General features: G+C 40.2%; 8 protein-coding genes. 7 read left to right on the top strand and 1 reads right to left on the bottom strand.

Features of this window, described 5'->3' with window-relative positions:
* Window positions 1-29 precede the first annotated feature (29 nt).
* The 7 genes from QZ019_RS08925 to QZ019_RS08895 are packed head-to-tail and all read left to right on the top strand — an operon-like array spanning window position 30 to window position 6,019.
* Window positions 30-1,679: a CTP synthase gene (locus tag QZ019_RS08925; protein WP_294564914.1), complete on the top strand. Its 1,650-nt coding sequence runs from the start codon at window positions 30-32 to the stop codon at window positions 1,677-1,679.
* Between the two features lie 24 nt (window positions 1,680-1,703).
* A complete protein-coding gene (locus QZ019_RS08920; protein WP_295484363.1) occupies window positions 1,704-1,988 on the top strand; it encodes a septum formation initiator family protein in 285 nt (94 codons plus the stop codon).
* 12 nt (window positions 1,989-2,000) lie between these two features.
* On the top strand, window positions 2,001-2,705 hold the full coding sequence (gene ispD, locus QZ019_RS08915; protein WP_295484361.1) for a 2-C-methyl-D-erythritol 4-phosphate cytidylyltransferase: 705 nt from the start codon (window positions 2,001-2,003) through the stop codon (window positions 2,703-2,705).
* A gap of 3 nt (window positions 2,706-2,708) precedes the next feature.
* Entirely contained in the window at window positions 2,709-3,191 is a 483-nt protein-coding gene (gene ispF, locus QZ019_RS08910; RefSeq protein WP_295484358.1) for a 2-C-methyl-D-erythritol 2,4-cyclodiphosphate synthase, read from the top strand.
* A gap of 9 nt (window positions 3,192-3,200) precedes the next feature.
* A complete protein-coding gene (locus QZ019_RS08905; protein ID WP_295484356.1) occupies window positions 3,201-3,830 on the top strand; it encodes a DedA family protein in 630 nt (209 codons plus the stop codon).
* Window positions 3,831-3,832: 2 nt separating this feature from the next.
* Window positions 3,833-5,065, top strand: a complete 1,233-nt coding sequence (locus tag QZ019_RS08900; protein WP_295484354.1) for a peptidoglycan DD-metalloendopeptidase family protein — start codon at window positions 3,833-3,835, stop codon at window positions 5,063-5,065.
* 18 nt (window positions 5,066-5,083) lie between these two features.
* Window positions 5,084-6,019, top strand: coding sequence for a sigma-70 family RNA polymerase sigma factor (locus QZ019_RS08895; protein ID WP_295484351.1), 936 nt, complete (start codon window positions 5,084-5,086; stop codon window positions 6,017-6,019).
* Here QZ019_RS08895 and QZ019_RS08890 read toward each other — a convergent pair.
* The coding region (locus QZ019_RS08890; RefSeq protein WP_295484348.1) for a hypothetical protein at window positions 6,016-6,329 on the bottom strand (314 nt) is incomplete at its 5' end. The two genes, QZ019_RS08895 and QZ019_RS08890, sit on opposite strands and share 4 nt — an antisense overlap.

The raw sequence follows: 6,329 nt of genomic DNA, 5'->3' as shown, positions 1-6,329 counted from the left end.
GATTAATTTTTGATTGAACGGAGTTTTTCATGTCTGCATCTCCTGTAAAGCTGATTTTTGTTACCGGCGGCGTTGTTTCTTCCTTAGGTAAAGGTATCGCTGCCGCATCTTTGGCTGCGCTGCTTGAAGCTCGCGGCATCAAAGTAACCATGTTAAAACTTGATCCTTACATTAATGTTGATCCGGGCACTATGAGTCCGATTCAGCACGGTGAGGTATTCGTAACAGAGGACGGTGCGGAAACAGATTTGGATTTAGGACATTATGAGCGCTTTATCCGTACCAAGATGTCCCATCGCAACAATTTCACCACGGGTCGTATTTATTCAGACGTCATCAGAAAAGAGCGTCGCGGTGATTATTTAGGCGCTACCATTCAGGTTATTCCCCATATTACCAATGCCATCAAAGAGCGTATTTTGGCAGGTGCTGAAGGCAATCAGATTGCTTTAGTCGAGATCGGCGGTACTGTCGGTGATATTGAGTCGTTACCGTTTCTTGAGGCAATCCGTCAACTTGCCGTGGATATCGGACGTGAAAATGCTTTATTCATGCATTTAACCTTGGTCCCTTATTTAAAGACCTCAGGTGAAGTAAAGACCAAGCCTACTCAGCATTCTGTAAAAGAATTGCTTTCTATCGGTATTCAGCCTGATATCCTTATTTGCCGTTCTGAAGGTTCCATTCCTCCCCATGAGCGTCATAAGATTGCGATGTTCTGTAATGTACCTGAGCGCGCAGTCATTTCTTTAAAAGATGTAGATTCAATTTATAAGATCCCGGCTTTACTTAAGAGTCAGTATCTTGATGAGTTTATCGTTAACCGCTTTGGTATTGAATGTAAAGAAGCTGATTTGTCAGAATGGGAGCAGGTATTGTTCCAGCAGGCAAATACCGTGGGTGAAGTCACTATCGGTATGGTCGGTAAATACGTTGAGCTTCCTGATGCCTACAAATCAATTAACGAGGCTTTAAAGCACGGCGGTCTTAAGAATCAGTTAACCGTCAATATTAAGTATATTGATTCAGAGGACGTTGAGGTTCGCGGTACTGAAATGCTGCAAGGTGTTGATGCAATTTTGGTTCCAGGTGGTTTTGGCAGCCGCGGAATTGAAGGTAAGATCATCGCAGCTCGTTATGCCCGTGAAAACAATATCCCGTATTTAGGCATCTGCCTTGGCATGCAGGTAGCAATTATTGAGTATGCCCGTGATGTTGCTAACATGCAGGGAGCCAACTCAACAGAGTTTGATCCAAAGACTGCTTATCCTGTAGTCGGTCTTATCACTGAATGGATTGATGAAGAAGGAAAAGTCGAGAAGCGTTCAGATAAGTCGGATTTAGGCGGTACTATGCGTCTTGGCGGTCAGTTGTGCCACTTAAAACCTGGTTCAAAAGTTCGTGAGCTTTACGGCAAAGATGATATCGTAGAGCGTCATCGTCATCGCTATGAAGTCAACGGTAAACTTATTTCCAAGTTAACTGATAAGGGACTTTCTATTGCCGGCTTGTCAACTGACAATAAGCTTGTTGAAATTGTTGAAATCCCTTCTCATCCGTGGTTTATCGGTGTTCAGTTCCATCCTGAATTTACCTCTAACCCGCGTGAAGGCCATCCGCTGTTTTCCGGTTTTATCAAAGCCGCAAAGCAGTATCAGGATTTAAAGCATAACGCTTAATTTTATTAAGCAAGGGCAGATAGCATGTCAATGAAAGTTATTTCTTTATGTCTTTTAGGAGCGATTGTTTATCTTTCCTATGACATCTGGGCAGGAAGAAACGGACTTAAGCAATACGAGGATGTATCTGCCAATTTAGTTAAAGCGCAGCAGCAATCTGCCAAGTTGCAGGATCGCAATCAGGCGGTTATTGATGAGCTTAATGATTTAAAGCAAGGCAATACCGCCGTTGAAGAGCTGGCGCGCACCGAGCTGGGTCTGATTCGTGAGGATGAGACCTTTTTCCGTATCTTAGGTGACAAACAATAATTATAAAAATTCATGGATAGCTTAAAGCTTGATGTCGTTATTCCGGCAGCCGGCGTCGGCAGCCGCATGGGAGCCAAAGTTCCCAAACAGTATTTAATGTTAGGTACGAAAACTATTTTAGAGCGTACCTTGGAAATTTTCCTAAATTCTCCTCTTATCAATCACGTCATTGTAGTTATCAGCAAAGAAGATGAAATATTTCAAACCCTTGAAATAGATTCAACTAAATTGCTTATAGCTTATGGCGGCAAAGATCGTGCTGACAGCGTTAGGTCAGGACTAAATCAAGTAACTACTAAATGGGTTTTGGTTCATGATGCGGCACGGCCTCTTCTAACTATAGAAGATTTAGCTATCTTAGTTGTAAGAGGCAAAGAAAGTAATTGCGGAGCCATCTTGGCGTCTCCTGTTGCCGATACTTTAAAGAAATCTGATGGTAACGGAAAAATCGCGCGTACCGTAATTAGAAAAAATGTGTACCGTGCTTTAACGCCGCAGTTTTTTAAAACCGAGCTTTTGATAAAAGCTTTGGATGAGGCAGCCAAAGAGCATGCTGAAATAACCGATGAAGCCTCTGCACTTGAGTTTTTGGGTTATCATCCGCTTTTAGTTGAAGGCAGATCGGATAACATAAAAATAACTAACAAAGCTGATTTACGTATGGCAAAAGCTTTGGTTAAGTTACGAGAAAGATCCAATAAGTTTAAAGCGGTTTAGTTTATGAAGATACGCATAGGTCACGGTTTTGACGTACATCGCTTTGGCGGCGAAGGTCCTTGTACATTAGGCGGAGTAAAAGTTCCGTATGAAAAAGGACTAGTTGCTCATTCAGATGGTGATGTGCTTATTCATGCCGTGTGCGATGCGATATTAGGCGCTTTGTCTTTAGGGGATATCGGTCATTTTTATCCGGATAATGATGATAAGTTTTTAAATATCGACAGCCGTATTCTACTGCGGGATGTGTATTTAAAAATAAAGGCATTAGGCTTTGTGATTGGAAATGTCGATGTAACCGTGCTTGCCCAAGTTCCGAAACTTGCACCGTATGAACAGAAGATGAGAGAGAACCTTGCTCATGATTTGCAAACTGATTTGCAAAATGTCAGTATAAAGGCTACAACTACTGAAAAGCTCGGTTTTGTGGGAAGAAAAGAAGGAATTGCCGTCGAGGCTGTGGTATTACTTGAGCGTAAGGATTAAGGGTTTACTTTGAATATATTTTCATATTTATATGAGTTATGCATAAAGCTTGCCAAACATCCTAAAGCAGTGTGGTTTTTATGCATCAATAGTTTTATTGAATCGATTTTCTGGCCGATTCCTCCTGATGTAATGTTAGCTCCGATGTGCCTTGCAAGGCGCAACCATGCATTGCAGTATGCTGCTCTTACTGTTATTACCTCAGTGTGCGGCGCGGCATGCGGATATTTCTTGGGTTATTTTATTTACGATCCTTATATTGCTGATATCATCACGTGGCTTAATTATGAGTCATCCATGGAAACCGTACGCCATTGGTTTACCATGAAATACGGCATTTTAATGATTTTTATCGGAGCTTTTACTCCTGTTCCGTATAAGGTTATTGCCGTTACTTCAGGCGTAGTTGCTGCAGAAAGTGTTGCCAATACCGGCAGTGCCGGCATGCTTACTATCGTAAATTTCCTTTTAGTTTCAATAGTGGGACGCGGTTTGAGGTTTTTCCTTGAAGCCGGAATTATCATGTTAGGCGGAGAGCGTATGGAAAAAGCTTTGCGTCGCTATATTGATATTATCGGTTGGCTGTGCGTGGCATTAGTTGCACTTTATATCGCTTATGAAATGTTGTGGAATGAATAATCATGCATAAAATTTTACTTTTATCCGTTATTGTTGCCGGAGTGATTGCTGGAGGCTGCGCCACTTCAAATCGTGATTATTCAGCATCAAGCCTGGTTGTGGATGTAACCGATCCTCATTCAACGGTAAGCGCACCGACTGCAGCAGTTAAACAGTACAATAAAAACGGACAGGTTGTTAATGCCAGAGTTTCTTCAAGACAGAATCAAATGCAATCACAGGTAAGCTATGTAAATAATGAAAACATCAATAACGTAGCTTTGGAAAATAATTCTGTTTCTAATGCAAAAAGCAGCGGAGCGTTAGAGCCTGTTGCAGTTAATTCTGCTACTGTGGCTACATCTAATTCAAATGTCGCTGTAAGCTCTTCTGTAAATAACGTAAACGCAGCTGATCGTTATCAGGTGGTTAAAGGAGATACTCTTTATTCAATAGCTTTTCGTTATGGTCTTGATTATCGCGATTTAGCTAAGAAAAATGGGATTGAGCCTCCGTATAATATTGCTGTAGGTCAGATTTTGGCACTTAATTTAAGCAGTGCAAAAGCTCCTGAGTACATTGTAAAAAAAGGCGATACCCTTTATTCCATAGCAAAAGCTAATGGTCAATCAGTCGACTTTTTAGCAGGGGTTAATGATTTAACCCCTCCTTACACTCTTGAGGTCGGTCAGAAATTATCTTTAGCAAGACATAATGGTAATAGCGCAACAGTTGCTAAAGTAGAAAATACCGTACCTGTTGCAGGAGAGAAAGAAGTTAAAGCTTCAACTTCATCAAAAGAAACGGCATCAAAAGCACAAAAAGAAGAGAAAGTTTCTACTGTGGCTACAACTCCTGTAGTAAGCGGTAAAGCTCGTACGGTAAGCGGAGTTTCCTGGACATGGCCTACACAAGGTAAAGTTGTAAAACAGTTCTCCCTTGCTGAGCATGGTAATAAAGGCATTGATATTGCAGGAACACGCGGTCAGCAGGTTTTAGCAGCCTCTGACGGACAGGTTGTATACGCAGGTAATGCATTGCGCGGATACGGTAATCTCGTGATTATCAATCATGATAACGAGTTTTTATCTGCTTATGCACACAATGATGTATTACTTGTCAAAGAAGGACAGAAAGTAAAGCGCGGACAGCAGATTGCTAAAATGGGCTCTACTGACGCATCCTCAGTGGGGCTGCATTTTGAAATCCGTTATCGCGGACAGTCAGTAAACCCGATTAAATATTTGCCCAAATAAAGGCTAAGGCTGTAACGAGTGACAACGTCAGATAAATTTGAGCCAAGCGATCTTGAATTAAATAGAATTCAGGAAGAAGTGCAGGAAATTTCTTCAAGTTTTGAAGAAAAAGATATTCCTGTTCCTTCTTTTAGCGGAGATTTGCTTGTTTCATATATAAGCTCGGTAAGACGTTATCCTTTGCTTACTCAGGAAGACGAGGTAAGACTAGGTCGTCTTGTGCAGCAAGGTGATGTGAAAGCTCGAAATTCCATGATCACGTCAAACCTTCGTTTGGTTATAAAAGTGGCTCGTGATTATAGAACTCGCGGCGTTCCGATGCTTGACCTCATAGAAGAGGGTAATTTAGGCTTAATTCATGCGGTAAATAAATTTGATCCTGAGCGTGGTTTTAGGTTTTCAACCTACGCAACTTGGTGGATCCGTCAGGGCATTGAACATGCGGTGATGAATCAGTCGCGTTTAGTGCGCTTACCTTTTCATGTCATAAAGGATTTAAATCAGGTTTTAAAAGTTAAAAAGCAATTGCAGGAAAAAGCGCACGGACAGGCAGTAGCTGTTAAGGATATAGCAAAAGAGCTTGATATTGATGAAGATAAAGTTCGTTCAATGCTTGTAGTAGCAGAAGGTATATCAATATCTGATCTAAATGTTAAAAATAAAGATAGTGAAAAAAATGTATCCTTACTTGATCTACTTGCTGATGAAAAAACACCTACCCTTGAAGAGCAGTTTGGTAATACTGAAATTGAAAAATTATTAAGATCGTGGATCGATTCTTTAAACGAAAGACAAAAAATTATTGTTATTCATCGTTTTGGTATTAATGACAATGATATTAAGACATTAGAAGAGATAGGCGAAATGTTGCATCTTACCCGTGAGCGCGTAAGACAATTACAGAAAACGGTACTCATTTCGCTTAAGAAATTTCTTAAAAATTATGGGTTTTAGTTTTTAAGATAATTTTTGATTTGTTCATTGATATCAAACTGTTTTAATAATTCAGGATTAGGATATACATAAGGTTTATCAATAAATTCTTTTAAATTTACTTTATCAATATCATTAAAAGATAAAATATTTTCTTTAAATTTATACAGGTTATTTGCATTTAAATCACGATTGGTGATGATTTTCTTTTTAAGAGCAAGAGCTTCGGCTGTTCTAAAAGAAAGCCCTTCGGCAGGATGTAAACGATAAAGATCAATGATGGCTTTACTGTTAGCAATATTTTGCATGTAAACTGAATACGGAACAGGAA

Origin of the sequence: uncultured Succinatimonas sp., assembly GCF_905203285.1 — a bacterium.
Lineage (GTDB): Bacteria > Pseudomonadota > Gammaproteobacteria > Enterobacterales > Succinivibrionaceae > Succinatimonas.
The sequence above is the reverse complement of the archived record's forward strand: the minus strand, read 5'-3'. Positions and strand labels throughout refer to the sequence as shown.

Excerpts from the sequence above, each read along its gene's own strand:
- QZ019_RS08925 (WP_294564914.1), top strand. The coding sequence starts at position 30 with ATGTCTGCATCTCCTGTAAAGCTGATTTTTGTTACCGGCGGCGTTGTT.
- QZ019_RS08920 (WP_295484363.1), top strand. The coding sequence starts at position 1,704 with ATGTCAATGAAAGTTATTTCTTTATGTCTTTTAGGAGCGATTGTTTAT.
- ispD (WP_295484361.1), top strand. The coding sequence starts at position 2,001 with ATGGATAGCTTAAAGCTTGATGTCGTTATTCCGGCAGCCGGCGTCGGC.
- ispF (WP_295484358.1), top strand. The coding sequence starts at position 2,709 with ATGAAGATACGCATAGGTCACGGTTTTGACGTACATCGCTTTGGCGGC.
- QZ019_RS08900 (WP_295484354.1), top strand. The coding sequence starts at position 3,833 with ATGCATAAAATTTTACTTTTATCCGTTATTGTTGCCGGAGTGATTGCT.